This window comes from Neobacillus sp. DZ-9 (assembly GCF_059587065.1).
Genome location: NZ_JCAIOL010000006.1, coordinates 179,562 through 198,339, shown reverse-complemented (window position 1 = coordinate 198,339; position 18,778 = coordinate 179,562). Strand labels below are relative to the sequence as shown.

Annotated in this window: 22 protein-coding genes; all 22 read left to right on the top strand. The window is 40.7% G+C overall.

Going from position 1 to position 18,778, the window contains the following annotated elements:
* Positions 1-281: 281 nt before the first annotated feature.
* Positions 282-788, top strand: a complete 507-nt coding sequence (locus AC59HZ_RS18505) for a DUF1062 domain-containing protein (RefSeq protein WP_496547266.1) — start codon at positions 282-284, stop codon at positions 786-788.
* A gap of 164 nt (positions 789-952) precedes the next feature.
* Positions 953-1,231 (top strand): hypothetical protein, encoded by a 279-nt coding sequence (locus tag AC59HZ_RS18500; protein ID WP_496547265.1) that lies wholly within the window; start codon positions 953-955, stop codon positions 1,229-1,231.
* A gap of 65 nt (positions 1,232-1,296) precedes the next feature.
* Positions 1,297-1,800, top strand: coding sequence for a DinB family protein (locus AC59HZ_RS18495; protein ID WP_496547264.1), 504 nt, complete (start codon positions 1,297-1,299; stop codon positions 1,798-1,800).
* Positions 1,801-2,153: 353 nt separating this feature from the next.
* The gene (locus AC59HZ_RS18490) at positions 2,154-2,375 is read left to right on the top strand and encodes a hypothetical protein (RefSeq protein ID WP_496547263.1); all 222 of its coding nucleotides are present in this window, start codon (positions 2,154-2,156) and stop codon (positions 2,373-2,375) included.
* 843 nt (positions 2,376-3,218) lie between these two features.
* Positions 3,219-3,365 (top strand): hypothetical protein, encoded by a 147-nt coding sequence (locus AC59HZ_RS18485; RefSeq protein WP_496547262.1) that lies wholly within the window; start codon positions 3,219-3,221, stop codon positions 3,363-3,365.
* A 249-nt stretch (positions 3,366-3,614) separates the two neighbouring features.
* Positions 3,615-3,962, top strand: coding sequence for a PadR family transcriptional regulator (locus AC59HZ_RS18480; RefSeq protein WP_496547261.1), 348 nt, complete (start codon positions 3,615-3,617; stop codon positions 3,960-3,962).
* Entirely contained in the window at positions 3,949-4,947 is a 999-nt protein-coding gene (locus AC59HZ_RS18475; protein ID WP_496547260.1) for an HAAS signaling domain-containing protein, read from the top strand. Before AC59HZ_RS18480 ends, AC59HZ_RS18475 begins: the two co-directional genes overlap by 14 nt.
* Before the next feature lie 185 nt (positions 4,948-5,132).
* On the top strand, positions 5,133-6,566 hold the full coding sequence (locus AC59HZ_RS18470; RefSeq protein ID WP_496547259.1) for a histidine kinase N-terminal domain-containing protein: 1,434 nt from the start codon (positions 5,133-5,135) through the stop codon (positions 6,564-6,566).
* 3 nt (positions 6,567-6,569) lie between these two features.
* Positions 6,570-7,142, top strand: coding sequence for an ANTAR domain-containing response regulator (locus tag AC59HZ_RS18465; RefSeq protein WP_496547258.1), 573 nt, complete (start codon positions 6,570-6,572; stop codon positions 7,140-7,142).
* Between the two features lie 103 nt (positions 7,143-7,245).
* Positions 7,246-7,587, top strand: coding sequence for an ethanolamine utilization microcompartment protein EutS (gene eutS / locus AC59HZ_RS18460; RefSeq protein ID WP_496547257.1), 342 nt, complete (start codon positions 7,246-7,248; stop codon positions 7,585-7,587).
* Positions 7,588-7,624: 37 nt separating this feature from the next.
* Positions 7,625-8,125, top strand: a complete 501-nt coding sequence (locus AC59HZ_RS18455) for a EutP/PduV family microcompartment system protein (RefSeq protein WP_496547256.1) — start codon at positions 7,625-7,627, stop codon at positions 8,123-8,125.
* A gap of 136 nt (positions 8,126-8,261) precedes the next feature.
* Positions 8,262-9,707, top strand: a complete 1,446-nt coding sequence (locus AC59HZ_RS18450; protein ID WP_496547255.1) for an ethanolamine ammonia-lyase reactivating factor EutA — start codon at positions 8,262-8,264, stop codon at positions 9,705-9,707.
* A gap of 17 nt (positions 9,708-9,724) precedes the next feature.
* Entirely contained in the window at positions 9,725-11,089 is a 1,365-nt protein-coding gene (locus tag AC59HZ_RS18445) for an ethanolamine ammonia-lyase subunit EutB (protein WP_496547254.1), read from the top strand.
* Between the two features lie 12 nt (positions 11,090-11,101).
* Positions 11,102-12,073: an ethanolamine ammonia-lyase subunit EutC gene (eutC, locus tag AC59HZ_RS18440; RefSeq protein ID WP_496547253.1), complete on the top strand. Its 972-nt coding sequence runs from the start codon at positions 11,102-11,104 to the stop codon at positions 12,071-12,073.
* 15 nt (positions 12,074-12,088) lie between these two features.
* Positions 12,089-12,742 (top strand): ethanolamine utilization microcompartment protein EutL, encoded by a 654-nt coding sequence (gene eutL / locus AC59HZ_RS18435; protein ID WP_496547252.1) that lies wholly within the window; start codon positions 12,089-12,091, stop codon positions 12,740-12,742.
* A gap of 76 nt (positions 12,743-12,818) precedes the next feature.
* Positions 12,819-14,342, top strand: coding sequence for an aldehyde dehydrogenase family protein (locus tag AC59HZ_RS18430; protein WP_496547251.1), 1,524 nt, complete (start codon positions 12,819-12,821; stop codon positions 14,340-14,342).
* 15 nt (positions 14,343-14,357) lie between these two features.
* Entirely contained in the window at positions 14,358-14,651 is a 294-nt protein-coding gene (locus tag AC59HZ_RS18425; protein WP_026564963.1) for a BMC domain-containing protein, read from the top strand.
* 19 nt (positions 14,652-14,670) lie between these two features.
* Complete coding sequence (locus AC59HZ_RS18420; RefSeq protein ID WP_496547250.1) at positions 14,671-15,525, top strand: phosphate propanoyltransferase; 855 nt, start codon at positions 14,671-14,673, stop codon at positions 15,523-15,525.
* Between the two features lie 17 nt (positions 15,526-15,542).
* A complete protein-coding gene (locus tag AC59HZ_RS18415; protein ID WP_496547249.1) occupies positions 15,543-15,818 on the top strand; it encodes a EutN/CcmL family microcompartment protein in 276 nt (91 codons plus the stop codon).
* A 3-nt stretch (positions 15,819-15,821) separates the two neighbouring features.
* Positions 15,822-16,175, top strand: coding sequence for a BMC domain-containing protein (locus tag AC59HZ_RS18410; protein ID WP_496547248.1), 354 nt, complete (start codon positions 15,822-15,824; stop codon positions 16,173-16,175).
* Positions 16,176-16,200: 25 nt separating this feature from the next.
* On the top strand, positions 16,201-17,145 hold the full coding sequence (gene mdh, locus AC59HZ_RS18405; RefSeq protein WP_496547247.1) for a malate dehydrogenase: 945 nt from the start codon (positions 16,201-16,203) through the stop codon (positions 17,143-17,145).
* 139 nt (positions 17,146-17,284) lie between these two features.
* Complete coding sequence (gene eat, locus AC59HZ_RS18400; protein WP_496547246.1) at positions 17,285-18,685, top strand: ethanolamine permease; 1,401 nt, start codon at positions 17,285-17,287, stop codon at positions 18,683-18,685.
* Positions 18,686-18,778 lie beyond the last annotated feature (93 nt).

Sequence of the window (18,778 nt, the reverse complement as noted above, 5' to 3'; positions counted from 1 at the left end):
TTGAAAGAAAGGACCATGTGACCTGTATGCCATCATTTACTCTGTAATGGAAAACAATTGGATAACTTCTCAAATGTAAAAAACTTACGGTTTTTTAACTACGGGAGAAGTCTGTCTACATCCCATTACAGAAGGAATACAGCGAACTGCAGTCTGTTACGTTTATAAGACAATGCGTTCAAAGGTTCTCCTGCCATTTGGGGACCTTTTTTTGTTGTGCATACTGCAAAAATTTCAAATAGGAGTTGTATTCCTCGAATCATTATTCGAGGTGATAAACGATGGAAATACTAACAATGCCAATGGTTTTACTTCAAAAACGTGAAGCTGATACCATAAGAAGACATTGTAAGATGTGCAAAAAGGTAACCGTTTTTTCCGATACAACGATTAGGAGACATAATGCGAACGGAAAATACATTTATCAGTTTGCTATTTTTAAATGTCCTAAAAACCATACTTGGAACAAGAAACTCGATATTTACAAGTCATATTCTGACCATGTTATTCCTGAAAACCTTATTCCCACTCAATTTGAAACGAAAATAGAGACCAAGAGATTCTCCATGCAAGGATTAAAGGAACAACCAGTCATTGAATTTAAAGTTACCGTTGTGGAAGGGAGCTTTCGCCTAGATCAAGCCTTAGCCAGCCATATAGAAGGATTAAGCAGAACTGAAATCATCCGAAAAATCAAGAACGGTACGATTTTATTAAACAATGAAAATACAAAACCAAGTCAAAAAGTGTATCTACACGACACGATTTTGATATTAAAAACAGATTAGATGAAAAATAGGAGCTTGGCGAATTTCCTAAGCTCCTTAATAACGCAATTTAGTTCATGTTAAGTGAAATTAATAAAGGTGCTTGCAACAGATAAGCTTCTTATTCAAGTAACGGAAAGCAAAAGTTGAAGGTCCAAGTATAATTTTTAAAGGGGGTGGTTCTAATGCCAAATCCAATAAATTATCAATGGCGAATAACAAAATACAATCCCGATTTCAGAGATGAAGAGGGGTATTATACTTTAAAAGTAGAATGGACTTGTCCCTCTGAAATTGGGAAAATTATTGGTGGAAAAGAATTTACTTTAAGTGAATATCATCTTGTTGAAGCAGCATATGTAAATACCGTAATGACATTTTTAAAGGAATGCAAAATTAGTACATTGAGAATTTTACAATTATCTAGAATAGATATTTCAGAAGAAATTAGTGGTTTTTGTTAAATGAGCAGGCATCTTTTTGAGAGTGTAGAATATATTTGTGAAGTATTTAAGTGAGGAGGATGAATATGTTTCAAACATTAGATGGTTTCTTTAAATTATGGAAATACGAAGCAGACGCTACTCAGAAAATCCTTAATGAACTTACTGATGAATCATTATCTCAGGAAGTAACACCTCAAAATTGGACGTTAGGTCGAATTGCTTGGCATACGGTAACAGCAATTGGCGTTGTGACATCTCGAACAGACCTTTCTTTTGATTCTCCTAATCAAGATTATCCAGTTCCAACTTCAGCAAAGTTCATCTCTGACAGCTATCAACAAGCAAGTAATGGTTTGGTTGAAGTAGTAAAAAAACAGTGGACTGACAACAGTCTTAGAGAAGTACAGGATATGTTTGGGCAAAAAATGTCAAAGGGAGAGATTTTATCTTTTTTAATTCAACATCAAATTCACCATCGAGGACAAATGACAATTCTTATGCGTCAAGCAGGTTTAACAGTTCCTGGTCTTTATGGTCCATCAAAAGAGGAATGGGCTATGATAGGTATGGAAGCCCCTAAAATGTAATTACAATTATTGAGCTTTGAGTAATATAAACAAGCAGTACAAACAAGGCTTTATTTGAAAAAAAGGGATCGTAATTTAACGGGGCTTTTGTATGAGTTTGTGAAAAAGTGTACATAAGCTAACGGGTGCAAGAGTTAAAGAGTCAGCCGCCGATTTGGCGGCTATTTTTGTTGATATCAACTAACGAAGCAGCTTAGTTCAAAATGAATTTTGGGAATATAACCCAAATTTATTTCATTTTATGGTAAGCTTAAGATACAGAAATTGTTATTAACCATTATAGTCCTGGCTATGTTAGATAACTTAAATGATATTAGATTAAACGATGCAAAATTAAAAATGAGGTGAAATTCTTGGAATTTTGGCTTTTCTTTACAATTATTATAGGTTTTTGTCTCATTTATTATGGTTATGAAAACAAAAGAAAATATGAAATTAAAAGAAAAACAATGGAATTTGAACATGAATTAACAATCAAAGAAATGGAATTAGAACAACAAAAATTGGCTTTAGAAATGAAAAAAATTGAAAATAAGAATTTTGAAAAATCGACTTTAGATATTAAAAAAAATTAGAGTGTAGAAAAAGGAATCTTGAACAAATGAATAATATTTCGAAAACAAGATTGTGAAATTTTATTATAAACAATTTATTTTTAATCAAATGGAAAACCGTCATTTTGAACAATCTTTTTTCGAGCTAACGGTTTTCTATTTGTTGGTGTATATGGGATTGAAGGCAGTTTTCTATCAATCTTTATTTTAAAGTTACACATATTTAATTCAATCGTTAGCACAAGGTTATCCTATAAACTGGAAGAGAGAGGGACGAAATGAAGAAACCTGTTAAGTGGGGAGCTATTGTTGTAGGTGCAATAATCAGTGTATGGATTATATACAGCATTTTTAGTGGGGCTCATATATTCAAAAACGGTTGGTAAAGCTGCCCTCAATGGGTAATTTTTTTGACCTATTTTCTATCTTTGATACAACTGGGTTTAGAGCTGTTTGACCGGGCGTTCATTTATTGAAACAGATATTATTGCTGTAGCTTTTGGATTATCAAAAATTTCGAAATCTATTTACTTAGTGGAATTAATGAGTCAATTAGTGGATGAAGTAAGTTTAAGAGTTTACAGCCTTAAAACGTACATTTTTACGTTTTAAGGCTTTTTACTTTTTAAGCTTTCCTCCTTACTAAAAAAAAATTAAGACTAATAGAAACAATAACATGCTAATGGAACCAGTTAGCCTGTTATTATGTGACGAAAAATTCACTACTGTGATAACAAGTAGACAAAAAGAACCGATTAGAGATAAATTTTTTTTTTATTTTTTTAAGCATAAATTTTTAAAGCATCATGTTTAACTATCTTTTGGAATAATAAAAGGAATTTAACTTAAACCGGAGGCTTATTTATGGATCGAGTTGAGGAAAAATACAAACAGCTATTTGGAAATGTAATACCAACTGCATACGCTACCGATCCTGATTTTCAGGACGCAAATTCCCATATGAAAAGATTATGGCTGGAAGGAGAATTAGCGGCCAACACTAGCTGTTAATTTCTCCGAAACTTGGTGTAAACATTTTTTTTACAGAGGTATGTGGAAGAAAAAATATTAGGAAACCACATTTTAGACAGATCTAAATTGCGGTTTCTTTTTATTTCAACTTTTATGTCCTTTACTTACTAATTTTTTTATTTGTAAATATTTCCAAATTTTAATGGATTTCGTCACAACAATAGTGTATGATACATAGTATAAATCAAATACTGTATGACATATAGTAATAAAAAATGAGGTGGGTGAATGAGTAATTTATTGGATTCATTAACGACAGAACTTAGGAGAGGAACGTTGACATTAGCGGTTTTAAGTCAATTACGAACCCCCCAGTATGGATATTCACTTGTTCAATTATTGGAGGGATCAGGAATTGCCATTGATCAAAGTACCCTATATCCTTTGCTTCGCCGATTAGAAAAACAGGAGCTGGTATCAAGTAGTTGGGATACATCTGAGAGTAGACCCCGTAAGTACTATGTTTTAAGTGAATATGGGTTAGAGATATTTTTACAGGTAAAAAAGGAATGGATTAAGAATTCAAAAGAGCTTTATAACTTATTAAAGGGAGAGGAAGAGGATGAATCTGATTGAGATTTATATTCAGGAAGTTACTCGAAGGCTGCCTGAAAAAAATCGTGAGGATATTGCACTTGAATTACGTTCAACCATAGAGGATATGCTGCCTGATGATTACAGTGAAAAAGATATAAAGGCTGTTCTTGAACAATTAGGAAGTCCAGTGACTTTCGCTAGTGGTTATCGAGATCGGCCCATGTATCTTATTGGTCCTCGCTATTTTGATGTATATATCACACTGTTGAAAATGATATTACCGATTGCTGCTGTCATTTCGTTAATCTCGATGATTGCCGAATACTTTATCGGATATGGCGGGGAAGAAGCGGTAATAAATGTTGTATTAAGACTTTTTGGTGAAGGAATTTGGAGAATCATTGAAGTAGGGATCCAAGTATTCTTTTGGCTAACCATTGTGTTTGCGATTTTAGAAAGAACAGATAAAGGAAAAGAAGAGCAGCCACTAACAGCAAGCCTTAAAAAATGGACTCCAGATGATTTGAAAAATATCCCGTATATCCCTAAGAAAAAAGCTATTTCCAAGTTCGAAGTATTTGGAGGATTAATGTGGACTGCGATCTGGGCGACATTTTATTTTTACGCTAGTCATCTTGTAGGTGTATACGAAGGAGGTAAAGACGGTCTTATATTTGTGACTCCAACTTTCAATCAAGAGGTATTGCTTCAGTATTGGCCAATCGTTGTTATGATGATCGCATTCGAAATAGCATTATCCCTTTATAAATTGATAAAGGGACAATGGAAGAAACGGATGGCAATATCCAATGCTGTCCTTCAGATCATTCAAACTATTGTATTTATAGTAATGGTAATAAACCCGAATCTACTAAGCAAGGATTTTATTATGTATATGATGGATTTATTTTCCATTACTGCTAATCAATTTAAGACCTGGATCGTTGGCGGTGGAATTTTCATCTTTATAATATCGACAGCTATCAATGTAGTAGATGGCTTTCGCAAGGCTAGAATTCGTTAATAAGTCTTTCCTATTAAAATATCAGATATAAGAAATTAACATTGGGGTTGCAGCGGCAACCCCTCTTTAGCGTGGAGTATAATGGGGTGAACCATTTTTTGTGAAAAAACAGAAGATTGACACTATGATAAATGATATATAAAATATTTTTATATATTTAAAGATAAAAAGATTGGGGCTATGACATGATTAAAACTGAGATGAACACCGTAGTAACTCTATGTCAGCTTCACACAGACCTATCGGGACAAGACATACAAAAGATACAAGAAGTGGTTCAAAACCTGCAATTAATTGCAGATTTAAATCAAGCAAATGTGTTTGTCGATTGTCAAACAAGAGAAAAAAAGCATGCTATAGTGGTGGCAGAAGCAGCACCTGCAACGGCCAGTTCTGTCTATAAAAATCCGGTGGTCGGAAAGTTTGCCTACGAAACGTTTGAGCCTGCTGTTTTTTATGCGCTTCGGACAGGTAAGCCGCTTTTTCTCAATCATGCCTTAACCCAGGAAGGGAAAAAAGTCGAACAAAGTGTTGTTCCGATTGTTGGAATCCATAACCAGGTGATTGGCGCGTTGATCATGGAGAAAGACAACAGTGATAAGCTCCAAAATCAAAACAAACTGAAAGCGCTAACAGAAGCGAATGAGACGCTTAGCGAACTCTTATTGGGAATGGCTGAAAATCGTACTTTTATCCCAGAAGTGATTGAGGAAGCACTATTCATCATTGACGAAGATTTACGGATTCAATATTCAAATCCTGCTGCGATGAATCTTGTTTTAGAAATGTGTTCGGAGGAATGTAAAAACGGCAATCTTTTTACTTCCTATTTTCCTAACCTTGCAGAAATATGCAGGCTGCCGGATGAACTTGTGGTCCAAGAAATCATCATTCAAAATAAAGTCTTTCAAATGAAAAAAATTGCTCTTGTGCAGCATGAGAAAAATAGCGGATCGTTTATCATTTTCCGAGACTTAACAGAGCTGCGCGAAAAGGAGCGGGAGCTTACCGTAAAGACCGTTGCCATCCGGGAAATCCATCATCGCGTAAAAAATAACTTGCAAACGGTAGCGAGTCTTCTTCGGCTGCAAATGCGAAGAGGAATCCCCGAAGAAAGCAAGTTTCATTTTATCAAGAGCCTTAACCGAATTTTAAGTATTGCCTCTGTCTATGAAATCATTTTATCTAATTCTGAAAATCAGGATGATGTAGAACTTGTTAGTTTAATAGAAAAAATCGGGAATATGCTGGTCTTTAGTGAAGATCATGAAGGAAAATTGATTTCGATCAACTATTCAGGCCCAAAGATGATGATTAAATCGAATCTAGCTGTTTCCGTTGCTCTGGTTATCAATGAATTAATCCAAAATTGTGTGAAGCATGCATTTGCGGAGATGACTGAGGGCCAAATTGATGTAGTCATCCAGGAGGAGGTTTCTGCTGTAAGAGTCCTCGTAAAAGATAATGGAATAGGCTATACTCCTTCCATGAAGCCGTCATTAGGACTTGATATCGTTAAAATGATGGTTGAACACGATTTATCGGGCCATTTTTCCATGGAAGGAACAAGGGAAGGAACGGAAGCAATCGTCGAATTTCCCCTTGAGAGGGAGGTTTAAAGAATGAAAAAGCGAATTATTGTAGTGGAAGATGAGTCCCTCGTCCGATTGGATGTTTCCCTCATGTTAAAGGATGCGGGCTACGATGTTGTGGCGGAAGCAGCTGATGGCGAGAAAGCAATTGAATTGGCCTACAGCCTTAAGCCTGACTTAATGATCATGGATATTAAAATGCCGAAGCTGAACGGTTTAAAGGCCAGTGAGATTATTTCTAACAAATTCAATATCCCAATTTTGCTGTTAACGGCCTATAGTCAAAAGGAATATATAGAAAAAGCGAAGAAAGCAAATATTTTAGGGTATCTTGTAAAGCCGATTTCGGAGGCTAACTTGATTCCGGCAGTTGAAATTGCTTTGAAGCAGGCTGAAAATGCGATTCTTTACAAAGAAAAAGTAGAAGAAATGAATCGGGAACTGAAAAACCGAAAGCTCGTAGAAAAAGCAAAAGGAATATTAATGAAACAATTGAATTTACCGGAAGAAATGGCTTACAATAAGATGAGAGACCTCAGCATGAAAAAACAAATGCCATTGGAAAAAGTGGCAAAGTACATTATATTGAAGTACCCAAGTTAGTTTACAAGTGAATAGCTGAAGCAATGGTGCTTAGTAGATTTTATTTTTTATAAAAATAAAATCTATTAGGCATTTTTTTATTAATTTGAGAGGCGGGTTTGTCGTGAACGAAGAGAAACAACGGTTTATACAGGAGTTTGTTCCAGGGAAACAGGTCACTTTAAGCCATATTATTGCAAATCCGGACCCGGATATGTTTGAAAAACTGGGGATCCAGGAGGCTGGGGCATTAGGGATATTGACGCTGACCCCAAGTGAGACGGTGATTATTGCCGGAGATTTAGCCACCAAATCGGCGAATGTCAAGCTAGGATTTTTGGATCGCTTTACCGGAAGTCTTGTGATTGTCGGCAATGTTTCAGAAGTGGAAATGGCGATGCTGGAAATCAACCGTTTTTTGCAGAATACGCTGAAATATACCCCGGCGGAGATCACGAAGTCATAGAATCAGAAAATAGAATTTTAAGAAAGGAGGAAATCTGATGACGAAAAAGAACCGAGCCATGCTAATCGGTTCCATAGGGGCGGGAAAATCGACGTTAACGAATGCATTGCTTAGCCGGGAAGTGCCTGCTGTCAAAACGCAGTCCCTGATTTATTATGATTGGATTGTAGATACACCAGGAGAATATTGTGAAAACCCGTTCTACTATAAAAATATAATGGCAACGGCATTAGAAGTGACCCATGTCTTGTATTTACAGGATGCGACCAAGAAGAAAATGATTTTCCCGCCAGGATTCAGCAGCGGTATCAATAAAATCCCCATAGGGGTCGTGACAAAAAGTGATTCAGACCAGGCTGACGTTGAACTAGCCATTTCTTTGTTAAAAAAGGTAATCGTAACCAAAGGTCCGATTGCCATTACCTCTTCCCTAAAAAATGAAGGAATAGAGGAGATCCGGAATCTGGTAAACTTTCGTTCGACACAGGAAATGAAGCAGTATTTGGAAGGAAATCCATCCGAATTTGTTATTTTTTAAATGAAAACCTTTACAATATCCAGAAAATAATTTATATTATGAATACAAATGAATTTAATGGCAATGGCGCCTCTTGTAAACTATCCAATTTGGGATAGTTTACTAGGGGCGCTTTTTGTTTTTTGGGGGAGTTGAGATGAAGTTCAAAGGCCCGCAAAAAGAAGAAATGATCAGTGCGGGAATCGATATCGGTACAAGTACTACTAAGCTGGTAATCAGCCGGTTCACGTTAATGAATATGGCTGGCGGGGCCCATGTGCCGCGAATTGAAATCATTGACAAACAGGTCCTCCATCGCAGCCCGATTTACCGGACACCGCTGCTTTCACCAACCACGATTGATATTGAAAAAATCGAAGACCTTGTCAGAAAGGAATATCAGAAAGCGGGTATTGAACCGAAGGATATTCAAACGGGGGCAGTGATTATTACGGGTGAAACAGCCACAAAGTCAAATGCAGAAGTCATGCTGCATCAGCTGTCTGACCAGGCTGGGGAGTTTCTAGTTGCAACAGCTGGTCCTGACTTAGAAGGAATAATTGCCGCTAAGGGATCGGGCGCCTATGAATATTCGAAAGATACGGGGAAGGTTATCGCCAATATCGATATCGGCGGGGGTACCGCCAATGTGGCCGTTTATAAATCTGGCAGACTTTGTGGAACCTGTACGCTTCATGTAGGCGGCAGATTAATTGAATGTAACGATAATAAAATCCAGAGTATTTCTCCGCCAATTAAGAATTTACTGAGACAATGGGATTCAAGGATGGTGGAGGGGCAAACCCAAAATCCATCCGCGATAAAACAAGTAACCGATTTTATGGCAGATGTCATTGCGCGGATGTTAAAAAAGGCACTCACAAACGAGGATCTAACGTTGCTGCTAGGTCATGAACCAAACTGGGTGGAAGATATTGAGGCAATTATGTTCTCAGGCGGGATAAGTGAATGCATTTATCGGCATGAGACTGGAACCGTACTGACAGACGGGTACGATGATATCGGGTTGATGTTAGCCGCCTCCTTAAAGGAAAGCTCAAGTCTTGCGGAGTGGACTTGGGTAAAGCCGCAGGAAACGGTTCGGGCCACAGTGTTGGGCGCCGGAATGCAAACGACTGAAATCAGCGGCGCAACCATTGAAGTTGATCATCATAAATTGCCGATGAAAAACTTGCCGGTTTACCAGATTCGATTCGAGGCTGATTTTAAAACGGAAATAAACCAATTATCCATGCGGATTGAGGAAGCTCTCGATCTCTATGACCCGCAGCGTGATGGACAGAATTTTGCGGTTTATTTTTCAGAGCTGCCTTACTTAAGATTCCGTGAAATCGATGAATTTGCTGAATTCATCCTCAAAGCAATGGAACAAAAACCGAATCAAAATCAGCCATTGGTCCTTGTGCTTGACCGGGATTATGCAAAAGTTCTCGGGCAAACACTCAAGCGGAAGGCTCCGGTGCAATCCATCATTTGTATTGATCAAATTAAAGTTGAAAATGGGGACTATTTGGATATAGGCCAAGTGCTCGAATCCGATGTTGTTCCTGTCATCATAAAAACATTAACATTCCAGAAATGACGAAAGGGGGCATTCTTATGAGATTAAAGTCCACCTATTTAGGTGCCGTCTATCAATTTACCTCACTAAAAGATTTATTTGCGAAAGCAAATGAAGAGAAATCCGGCGACCGCTTAGCAGGGATCGCTGCTGAGACGGTTCAGGAACGAATTGCAGCCAAACATGTGTTGAGCTATTTAACACTAAAAGATATTAGGGAAAATCCTTTGCTATCTCCTGAAGAGGATGAGGTTTCAAGGATTATCGAGAGTCAGATCAACGAACCCGTCTATCAATCGATTAAAAATTGGTCTGTTTCGGAGCTTCGAGAGTATATCCTGAACGATACAACAACCGGTGAAGACTTGAAACGTCTCAGCCGAGGTCTGAATAGTGAAATGATTGCAGCGGTGGCAAAGATCATGTCCAACCTCGATTTAGTCCATGCCGCCAATAAAATTGAAGTGTTAACCAAATGCAATATTACGATTGGTCAAAAAGGAGTCTTAGCCTCCAGGCTGCAGCCGAACCATCCGACGGATAATGTCGAAGGGATGATGGCCTCCATGAAAGAGGGGCTTGCCTATGGGATTGGAGATGCCGTAATTGGAATAAACCCGGTAGATGACTCCGTTGAAAGTGTCAAACGGTTATTGCATGCGACACATGACTTTATTCAAAAATGGGAAATTCCAACGCAAAACTGTGTGCTTGCCCATGTGACAGCTCAAATGAAAGCGGTCCAGCAGGGGGCGCCGGCAGATATGATTTTCCAAAGTATTGCCGGAACCGAAGCGGCGAATCGTTCATTCGGGATTACCGCTGCACTCTTGGAGGAAGCCAATGAAATGGCAAAAGTATACGGTACAGGAACGGGTCCACAACGCTTGTATTTTGAGACAGGTCAAGGCTCGGAATTATCTGCCGAAGCTCATTATGATATCGACCAATTGACATTGGAATCCCGAAATTATGGCTTTGCCCGTTACTATGACCCGTATATTGTCAATACTGTAGTCGGCTTTATCGGACCTGAGTATTTGTACAACAACAAACAAGTAATTCGAGCCGGTCTTGAAGATCATTTTATGGGAAAAATGCATGACATTCCAATGGGCGTTGATATTTGCTATACGAACCATATTAAAGCAGACCAGAATGACATTGAAGATCTTAGCGTGCTGCTTTCCACGGCCGGGGTGAATTTTATTATCGCTGCGCCAATGGGTGATGATTGTATGCTCAATTACCAGAGCTTAAGTTATCACGATGTTGCGACATTAAGACAGACGCTGAATAAACGGCCGGCACCATTATTTGAAGCATGGCTGGAGAAAATGGGGATATTTGAAAACGGGAAATTAAGTAAATATGCAGGCGACCCGACGATTTTTTCGCGATAGGAGGTGTAGGGTGTGAATCCTGAATTAGTGGAACAAATCACGAAAATGGTGGTTGAAAAATTGCAGACGAAGACCGCTGTTGGCGGTGCGGCGGTGGAAGAAGTTAAGCAACAGGCGAACGATAATGCATCGGCAAAAGTGGAAGTGAAATTTTGGAACCACCGGGCGAATCATGTTGAATCAGAATGCAATCAAAGTACGAGCTGCGTGGTGTCAGTCGAGGAAAAAGAAATACTTCTTGAACCAAAGCCGCCTGTAGGAATTGAAAATCCGATTAATAAGGAAGAGCTGGATCTGTTAATTAGCAAAACACCGGCAAGAATAGGCGTCGGCCGTGCGGGATTAAGACCCAAAACGGACACTTGGCTGAAGTTTCGCTTTGACCATGCGGCGGCAGTTGATGCCGTTTATGGTGATGTCGACCCGAAAATTCTTGAAAGCTTATCTTTATTAAAAGTTAATACAAGGGTTTCCGACAAAGAGGTTTATATCCGCCGCCCTGACTTCGGCCGAAAGCTTTCTGATGAGGCAAAGCAATTAATTGATCAAAAATGTAAAAAGTCTCCAACTGTTCAAATTATTGTTTCTGACGGCTTAAGTTCGAAAGCGGTCGAGGAAAATTTAGAGGATGTCTTTTTATCTCTTAATCAATCGCTTCAAAGCTTAGGGCTCGATGTCGGAACCCCATTTTTTATCGAAAAAGGCCGGGTGGCGGCAATGGATGATGTTGGGGAGCTCCTAAAACCAAAAGTGATTGTTTACTTGATTGGTGAACGTCCAGGGCTCGTGAGTGCGGAATCGTTAAGTGCGTATCTCTGTTACGAACCACGCCAAGGCACCATTGAGGCCGACCGGATGGTCATCTCCAATATTCATAAGGGTGGCATTCCACCGGTAGAGGCCGGCGCCTATATCGGAACGGTTGTGCAAAAAATATTAAAATATGAAGCTAGCGGTGTTTCGCTGGTACAAAAAGAGCAATAAGAGGAGGGTTAATAAATGGCATTAGAACGAATTCATGCAGAAATCTTGGCTGTTCGGATTATTCCAAATGTTGACCCTGCTTTAGCCGCACAGTTTCAGTTAAAGCCCCATCAACGGAGTTTAGCGATTTTTACCTCCACGATTGACGATGTCGGCTATACAGCTTTAGATGAAGCAACGAAACGCGCTGATGTTGAGGTTGTCTATGCAAAGTCCTTCTACGCAGGTTCCGCGCATGCCTCAGGGCCATTATCTGGGGAAATGATCGGCGTGTTGGCCGGTCCAAGTCCAGATGAAGTGAAAAGCGGGATGGATGCGGTGATTCAAACCGCAGAAAATGAAGCGTATTTTGAAGCCATAAATGACGAAAAAAGCCATGCATTGTATGCCCATGTGGTGGCAAGAACCGGTTCTTATCTATCAGCTGAGGCAGGGATTAATCAAGGAGAAGCACTAGCCTATTTGATTGCTCCGCCGCTTGAGGCAGTGTATGGAATTGATGCGGCGTTAAAGGCTGCGGATGTAGAGCTGGTGAAGTTTTTTGGACCGCCTTCGGAAACAAACTTTGGTGGAGGACTATTGACCGGGTCACAATCGGCATGCCAGGCAGCAGCAGATGCTTTTCGTGATGTGATTATCGAGATTGCGAGAAATCCACGACAGTATTAGATTCCCTATTTGATTGGCGGATAAATGCTGCTTACGTGTAATTTTATAAAAAACAAGAGAGAAAGGAGTGTCCCTGTTGCCATTTGATTTAGATCTCCAATCCATTCAAGAAATGCGGGATGCACTTCAGAAAGCAAAAGAAGCACAGCAAAAGTACTTGGCGTTTTCTCAAGAACAAGTCGACGAAATTGTAAAACGGGCTGCCGAAGCGGCTGCTGCCAAATCACTTGAATTAGCCCAGATGGCTGTCGAAGAAACCGGGATGGGTGTGGTCGAACATAAAAAAATGAAAAATGACGTCGGTTCACTTGCTGTCTATGAATCTATTAAAAACGAAAAGACAGTTGGAATTATTAACGAGGACCGTACAAAGAGAATCGTGGAAGTCGCCTCACCTTTTGGAGTGATTGCCGGGATCATTCCAACGACAAATCCAACTTCAAGTGCGATTTTTAAAGCATTAATCGCCTTAAAAACAAGAAATGGAATCGTTTTTAGTCCGCATCCGCGGGCAGTGAAATGCTCAGTTGCCGCTTTAAAGATTTGTTTGGAGGCAGCCGTTGAAGCGGGAGCGCCGGCTGGAATTATCGGGTGGATCTCAAAACCAACAATGGCAGCAACTACTGAATTAATGCGTCATCGTGATATTGATTTGATTTTAGCAACTGGAGGAAAAGATTTAGTCCGAGCTGCCTACAGTTCAGGCAAGCCTGCCTATGGGGTCGGTCCTGGGAACGTGCCCGTCTATATCGAAAAAACCGCCAATATCCAAAAAGCGGTCAAAATGATTGTTCAAAGCAAAACGTTTGATAACGGCACGATTTGTGCAACGGAACAGGCCATTGTGGTTGACAAGAATGTGAAAGAAATGGCCGTAAGGGAGCTTAAAAAGAATGGTGCCTATTTCTTAAATGAGAAGGAGAAATCACTTTTAGAAAAGGTGATTTCACCATTGCCAGGAAAGCTGAATCCGGCAATTGTTGGTCAAAGTGCTGTCAAAATTGCGAAATTAGCGGGTATTTCCGTTCCAGCCGACACAACGATATTAATTGCTGAAGAAACGCGGATAGGGAAGGATGTTCCTTTTTCCATTGAAAAACTGTCGCCGATCTTTCCAATTTATACAGCAGAAAGCTATGAAAGTGCAAAAGAGCTGTGTGTGAAAATCTTAAATTTAGGCGGGATGGGTCATAGCTTATCGCTTCACACCGATGATGACAAGGTTGCCCGTGAATTTGCGCTATTCATGCCAGTATCACGATTGATGGTGAATACTCTTTCATCCATAGGTGCGGTTGGAGCCACAACAGAATTGATGCCATCGCTGACACTTGGCTGTGGATCATTTGGTGGTAATATTACTTCAGACAATCTAACGGCCCGCCATTTAATCAATATCAAAAGAATGGCCTATGGAACAAAAGAGGTAGACGTTCCAAAACCATCCAGCAAAAGTACTGTTCCACATTGGGGTGCCAGCAACCATGTAGATGAGATTGTGAATCAGGTATTAAGCAATGTGAATGTATCGGGCCAGCTAGATCCGCAGGTCATTTCTGAATTGGTAAATCAAGTATTAAAAAAATATCAAATGAATTAATAGGAGGAATTTATAATGGCTAGAGAATTAACTGCATTAGGAATGGTGGAAACAAAAGGTTTGGTAGCATCCGTGGAAGCAGCAGATGCAATGGTAAAGGCAGCAAACGTACATTTAATCGGTAAAGTACATGTTGGCGGCGGGCTTGTAACGGTTCTTGTCCGAGGAGATGTAGGTGCGGTTAAAGCGGCAACTGAAGCAGGTGCGGCAGCAGCAGAACGTGTTGGAGAACTATTATCTGTTCATGTCATCCCACGTCCACACAACGAATTGGAGAGCATTTTACCAAAATTAGAAGTAGAAGTGTAAGTAGTAAGGAGCCAATTCGATGAACGAACAAGCCATTCGAACGGTAGTTGAAGAAGTGATTCAGCAATTGTTAAAAAAGGACTCCAGAGAAAGTACAATCCCGATGGCTGTCTCTGCCCGCCATTGCCACTTAAGTCAAACTGATTTAGAAACGCTATTTGGAAAAGGGTATGAGTTAACGAAAAAAGCGGACTTGTCTCAGCCCGGTCAATTTGCGGCCAATGAAACGGTGGTCATCGTCGGACCAAGAGGAAGCATTGAAAAAGTGCGAATCCTCGGTCCGGCCCGTTCTTTAACACAAGTGGAAGTCAGCAGAACGGATGCAGTAAAGCTTGGGTTGAATCCGCCCGTAAGGGAATCGGGCAATATTGCTGGTTCTGCACCAATTACCCTGGTAGGGCCCAAGGGAAGTATTTTTAAAAATGAAGGACTGATCATTGCCCAGGCTCATATTCATATGCACCCTGAGGATGCCGCTTATTTTGCCGTAGAAAACGGCGAATATGTACGAATCCGAACAGAAGGGGAACGCCCGGTTTCATTTGAAAAAGTACTTATAAGGGTTTCACCGAGATATCGGCTTGAGATGCATATCGATACTGATGAAGCTAATGCCGGGTTCATTACAAGCGGTCAGGCTGGTTTCCTTGTTAAGGATGGGGAACCTTTCGTAAAACCCCAGCCTGTTACCAATCTGGGATCACCTGAACAAAAGAAACCAAAAGAAGTTCATTTTCAAAAAAATCTCTTAACCAAAAGAGATGTGCAGGCATGGCAGCACGAGATGATTTCGGTTCACAAAGGCACAATTGTGACTCCAATGGCACGGGATGCCGCAAGAGAGTTGAAAAAAACCATCCAGGTTATGGATTAGTTTAAGGGGATGATTTTTTGATAGTGGGAACGGTGATTGGAAATGTGTGGGCGACAAGGAAGGAAGAGAATCTAACAGGATTAAAATATTTATTTGTCCAGCCGGAGCTTCCATCCGGGGCGCCTATCCTTTCACCGTTTATTGCGGTGGATCGGATTGGTGCCGGAGTCGGAGATAAAGTGATGGTCACAACGGGAAGTGCAGCGGCAAATATTATCGGTGACCATAGAATGCCGATTGATGCTGTCATTATCGGAATTATCGATTCGATTGATGTAGAAGGAGGTGCGTAAACGATGTCAAAGGCCTTAGGAATGATTGAAACTAGAGGACTGATTGCCTCGATCGTTGCCGCAGATGCAATGGTCAAAGCAGCGGATGTACGTTTAGTTAAAAAAGAAAATGTGGATGCCGGACTCGTTTCGATTTTAGTAGAAGGTGATGTCGGAGCAGTCCAGGCAGCCGTCGATGCCGGCAAGTATGCAGCTCAAAGTGTCGGGGTGCTGGTAACGGCGCATGTGATCCCCCGTCCGGATGAGGGAGTAGGGCAAATGTTGGCGCAGACGCCGAAAAAGGTCGAGGAGAAACCTAAACCTGCAAAAAGAGGTCAAAAAGCAAAACAAGAAGAGCCTCCAGCTCAAACGGAATAATTTTTAAAAGAATGGAGGAAGAAACATGGCGTTCAAACGTAAAAAAATTGCCGTGATTGGTGCAGGATTTACTGGTGCAACTGCAGCGCTGATGGTTGCGCAAAAAGAATTAGGAGATGTCGTTCTACTTGATATTCCGTCTCAAAATGATCCGACCAAAGGGAAGGCACTGGATATGCTGGAAGCCAGTCCTGTCCAAGGCTTTGATGCAAATATAACGGGTACCTCAGATTATGCGGATATACAGGATGCTGATTTGGTGTTAATCACGGCAGGACTGCCGCGGAAACCTGGGATGAGCCGGGATGATTTGGTTTCTACCAATGCAAAGATTATCGAGCAAGTCTCGGAAAATATTAAAAAATATGCGCCGGATAGCTATATTATCGTTTTAAGTAATCCCGTTGATGCGATGACCTATGTTTGCTACAAAACAACTGGTTTTCCTAAAAATAGGGTTATCGGTCAGTCCGGGGTCTTAGATACTGCGCGTTTCAACACGTTTGTTGCACAGGAATTGAATGTGTCAGTGGAGGATATTTCGGGATTTGTCCTTGGCGGGCATGGGGACGATATGGTCCCATTGGTTCGTTTCTCTTATGCCGGCGGAATCCCGCTTGATAAAATTCTCCCGCCTGACCGAATTGAAGCGATTGTGGAAAGAACGCGTAAAGGCGGCGGCGAGATTGTCAGTTTGCTAGGTCAAGGAAGTGCCTACTACGCACCGGCAGCTTCGATGGTCCAAATGGCTGAAGCCATATTAAAGGACAAAAAACGAATCTTGCCATGTATTGCCTATCTGGAAGGGGAATATGGCTATCAGGATCTATATTTAGGGGTTCCAACGATCCTTGGCGGCGATGGGATTGAAACGGTCATTGAAATTACGTTAACCCCTGAAGAAAAAACAGCCCTGGATCAATCAGCCCAATCTGTTCGCAATGTCATGTCGATATTGAAGACACTATAATATTTGGATAATATAACCTGTGAGTCCTTCTACAATTCTATATTAAACTAGAAACTACTAGTTTTGGAAATAGTCTTGTAGGGGGATATTGTTTTCGTTTAATATTTCCAGGAGATTTACTATGAAAGGGGAAGGGTTTATGGAGCAGGGAAACAACCATTTACAGAAAGCGCTGAAACCAATCCATCTCTGGGGTATTGCCGTAGGGATGGTAATATCCGGCCAATATTTTGGCTGGAACTATGGTTTTGAATCAGGCGGCACCATCGGCCTCGGCATTGCCGCACTGATTATTATTGTCTTTTATACGACCTTCATTTTTAGTTATTCAGAGCTTTCAACTTCCATCCCTCATGCAGGCGGGCCGTCTGCCTATGCCCGAAAGGCAATGGGGCCGTTTATGGGTTTTATAACCGGTTTAGCCTGTTTACTGGAATTCGTGTTTGCCCCTCCAGCGATTGCGGTTTCGGTTGGAGCGTATATCAATTTCTTAATCCCAAGCATTAATGCCGTTTATGCAACGGTCGGAATGTTTATTTTATTTATTTTGGTCAACCTCATCGGTGTAAAAGGTGCCGCTATCATTGAGCTAGTGGCAACGGTATTGGCACTAATCGGTCTCGCAATTTATTATGTGGCCGGTTTACCTCATATTCAATCATCCAATATCTTTAATGATATGGCTTTTAGTCATGGCTGGTCCGGTGTTTTGGGAGCGATTCCATTTGCCATTTGGTTCTTCCTTGCGATTGAGGGGGGAGCGATGGCAGCAGAAGAGGTGCGCGACCCGAAGAAGGATATTCCAAAAGGCTTTATTTCCGGGATTTTAACGCTTGGTGTGGCAACGATTTTAACTTTAGTCGTAACGGCAGGACTTGGTGGCGGTACCGGTAAACCGGCGGATTATCCACTTCCACAGGCATTGGCAAGTATTTATGGAGAAGGCAGCTTTATCCCAAAATCTGTTGCCATTATCGGTTTATTTGGTTTAATTGCCAGCTTACATGGTATTATTATTGGTTATTCCCGTCAAACGTTTGCCCTGGCTCGTGCAGGATACCTGCCTAAGTTTTTGTCTAATCTATCAAAACGCGGAGTGCCGCATTGGGGCTTGATTGTTCCTGGAGCGATTGGAGTGATCGCAGCAGGCTCAGCAAACTTTGCAAATGCGTTGATTATCCTATCCGTTTTTGGTGCGATTACGATGTACTGCTTAAGTATGGTTTCGTTGTTTGTGCTGCGGAAAAAAGAGCCGAACTTGGAAAGACCATTTAAGGTGAGCTATCCGGTGGTACCGGCGATAGCATTAGTATTGGGTGTTTTCTCTTTTTTCTGCGTGGTTAAATACAGCGTGTTAACGACAACTCTTCCATTGTTTGGAGTGCAGCTGCCTTTGGCGGGTGTGATTCTGACGATTTTTGGTGTAGCGATTGTCTATTATTTCTTAGTAGGATCCAAGAAACTTCGTCCAATGTCGGAGGAGTTTGTTTCCATTGAGGATGTGACTTCAGAAATAGGGACAGAGGAGAAAATAGGATAATGTTCAATAGAAAAAGATGTTCTATTGAGGTGTAGTCCTACCCCCGTCAAGCAGACAGTATATAAAAAGGTGCACTATTTAAGCTACCTTAGC

What these genes read in the sequence shown, in the direction of transcription:
- AC59HZ_RS18410 (WP_496547248.1), top strand. Translation starts at nt 15,822, where the DNA reads ATGTCAAAGGCCTTAGGAATGATTGAAACTAGAGGACTGATTGCCTCG.
- AC59HZ_RS18475 (WP_496547260.1), top strand. Translation starts at nt 3,949, where the DNA reads ATGAATCTGATTGAGATTTATATTCAGGAAGTTACTCGAAGGCTGCCT.
- AC59HZ_RS18465 (WP_496547258.1), top strand. Translation starts at nt 6,570, where the DNA reads ATGAAAAAGCGAATTATTGTAGTGGAAGATGAGTCCCTCGTCCGATTG.
- AC59HZ_RS18470 (WP_496547259.1), top strand. Translation starts at nt 5,133, where the DNA reads ATGATTAAAACTGAGATGAACACCGTAGTAACTCTATGTCAGCTTCAC.
- eat (WP_496547246.1), top strand. Translation starts at nt 17,285, where the DNA reads ATGGAGCAGGGAAACAACCATTTACAGAAAGCGCTGAAACCAATCCAT.
- AC59HZ_RS18495 (WP_496547264.1), top strand. Translation starts at nt 1,297, where the DNA reads ATGTTTCAAACATTAGATGGTTTCTTTAAATTATGGAAATACGAAGCA.
- AC59HZ_RS18445 (WP_496547254.1), top strand. Translation starts at nt 9,725, where the DNA reads ATGAGATTAAAGTCCACCTATTTAGGTGCCGTCTATCAATTTACCTCA.
- AC59HZ_RS18485 (WP_496547262.1), top strand. Translation starts at nt 3,219, where the DNA reads ATGGATCGAGTTGAGGAAAAATACAAACAGCTATTTGGAAATGTAATA.
- AC59HZ_RS18455 (WP_496547256.1), top strand. Translation starts at nt 7,625, where the DNA reads ATGACGAAAAAGAACCGAGCCATGCTAATCGGTTCCATAGGGGCGGGA.
- AC59HZ_RS18420 (WP_496547250.1), top strand. Translation starts at nt 14,671, where the DNA reads ATGAACGAACAAGCCATTCGAACGGTAGTTGAAGAAGTGATTCAGCAA.
- eutL (WP_496547252.1), top strand. Translation starts at nt 12,089, where the DNA reads ATGGCATTAGAACGAATTCATGCAGAAATCTTGGCTGTTCGGATTATT.
- AC59HZ_RS18450 (WP_496547255.1), top strand. Translation starts at nt 8,262, where the DNA reads ATGAAGTTCAAAGGCCCGCAAAAAGAAGAAATGATCAGTGCGGGAATC.
- mdh (WP_496547247.1), top strand. Translation starts at nt 16,201, where the DNA reads ATGGCGTTCAAACGTAAAAAAATTGCCGTGATTGGTGCAGGATTTACT.
- AC59HZ_RS18480 (WP_496547261.1), top strand. Translation starts at nt 3,615, where the DNA reads ATGAGTAATTTATTGGATTCATTAACGACAGAACTTAGGAGAGGAACG.
- AC59HZ_RS18505 (WP_496547266.1), top strand. Translation starts at nt 282, where the DNA reads ATGGAAATACTAACAATGCCAATGGTTTTACTTCAAAAACGTGAAGCT.
- AC59HZ_RS18425 (WP_026564963.1), top strand. Translation starts at nt 14,358, where the DNA reads ATGGCTAGAGAATTAACTGCATTAGGAATGGTGGAAACAAAAGGTTTG.
- AC59HZ_RS18500 (WP_496547265.1), top strand. Translation starts at nt 953, where the DNA reads ATGCCAAATCCAATAAATTATCAATGGCGAATAACAAAATACAATCCC.